Here is a 1,594-nt window from a genome sequence, read left to right as displayed (position 1 = left end):
ATATCAGCTATAATATTCGGCATTGTAATAATGTTAAGTCCTGTTGTAACTGATAAATTCTCAATGGATAACCGGTCTTTTATTGTCCGGGCAAATGACTTTATTGGTTTGTCTTATGCAATATTTGAAAGACCTCTCACCGGATTGGGGGTAGGATCAAAAGTTTTCGAGCAGGTCTCAGATAAGTTAGGTATGACCTCATCCTTAAGCGCGGGAATTTTATTGCAGACCGCTCAATTCGGGTTGTTGTGGATAATCACATTCTATTATTCCCTTGTAAAGGAATTTCGTAAAAGAGCGATAAAACTGCCTGTATATGTGTATGTTATAGTCGTGACTTTCTTGGGAATTGGCGAACCATTGGCTTTTTCTCCACTTTTTCTGATAAATGTCTTACCGTTTAATAGATACGAAAATGGATAAAATTCTAACCATTATCATACCTACATACAATATGGAGTCTTTGCTGCCAAGATGTCTTGATTCGTTGGTAAAACCGCAATGCTCTGAATTTTTGGAAGTTTTGGTGATAAATGACGGCAGCAAGGACAATTCGTTGTCTATTGCCCGTAAATATGAGTCGGAATACACGGGGATTATTAAGGCTGTAGATAAGGAAAACGGTAATTATGGTTCGGCTGTAAATAAGGGTATAGAACTTGCTACCGGAAAGTATTTCAGGATACTTGATGCAGATGATTATTATGACAATAAGGGTTTGTCTATTTTGATTAATGAATTGGAAAATATCAATGTTGATTTAATACTTACTAATTACAGGAAAGACCGGGGAGCTCAAAAAGTTTACTTTAAATCACCCGAATCAAGTATTGGTCATATATATGATTTTGACAATGTGGATATTGATTCCTATCCTAATTTTGCAATGCATGGCATTACATATAAGACATCGATTCTTAAGAACAATAACATCCGTCTGCAGCATGGAATATCATATACTGATACAGAATATTGTTTTTATCCATTGTCGTATGTGAAAACATTCGTGGCATTGGATATTTTAGTCTATTGTTATCAGCTGGGACGTCCGGGACAGACTGTCGAGATCTCATCGCAGATCAAAAGTGTCGCCAGCATGGTTAAGATTATTGACAGAATGTATTATTATTTGAAAGATAATAATATTGAAGAACGATTGTTTAAAAAACTTAGAAGTATATTCTGCAATATCAATGGGCTGTGTTTCATGACAATATTGTGTTTTGACGGATCCGAGAAAAATATGACATTGCTTGGAAAACTCAGGAAACAGATTGACGATATATCCGGTGCTCAAGACATAATGTTGGGAAAGAATCTTTTTGGAGTAAGATATTATAAATCTTATATGCAAAAAAAGAAAAAGTCCAACGGTCTATTGTATTCGTTTTATTACAAGCTTGTAAAGAAGGGAGTTGCATTGTCTTGGGCAATAAGGGACAAGGTGTTTAAAAATATATCCCACAATATTGCGGGTAAATAATATAAGTGTAAGAGAGTGTTTGAATTATCAGTCACATAGTTCCTATGTTTGCATTCGCAAAGCGGAACTAACGATGCGCGGCTAAAACAAAGTCTTTAAAAATAAGGGCAT

At 35.3% G+C, this 1,594-nt stretch carries 2 protein-coding genes; both read left to right on the top strand.

Annotated elements, in window-relative coordinates:
• Positions 1 to 423 (top strand): hypothetical protein (locus JX312_RS13385; RefSeq protein WP_204458412.1); only part of this gene is annotated, 423 nt, incomplete at its 5' end.
• Positions 416 to 1,483 (top strand): glycosyltransferase family 2 protein, encoded by a 1,068-nt coding sequence (locus tag JX312_RS13380; protein ID WP_204458410.1) that lies wholly within the window; start codon positions 416 to 418, stop codon positions 1,481 to 1,483. The genes JX312_RS13385 and JX312_RS13380, both read left to right, overlap by 8 nt.
• The last annotated feature ends 111 nt before the right edge of the window (positions 1,484 to 1,594 follow it).

It is taken from the genome of Barnesiella sp. CU968, from assembly GCF_905219685.1.
Taxonomy (GTDB): Bacteria; Bacteroidota; Bacteroidia; order Bacteroidales; family Muribaculaceae; genus Lepagella; species Lepagella muris_A.
This window is presented reverse-complemented; position numbering and strand designations above follow the sequence as displayed.

Coding starts and splice junctions, on each gene's coding strand:
- JX312_RS13380 (WP_204458410.1), top strand. CDS start 416: ATGGATAAAATTCTAACCATTATCATACCTACATACAATATGGAGTCT.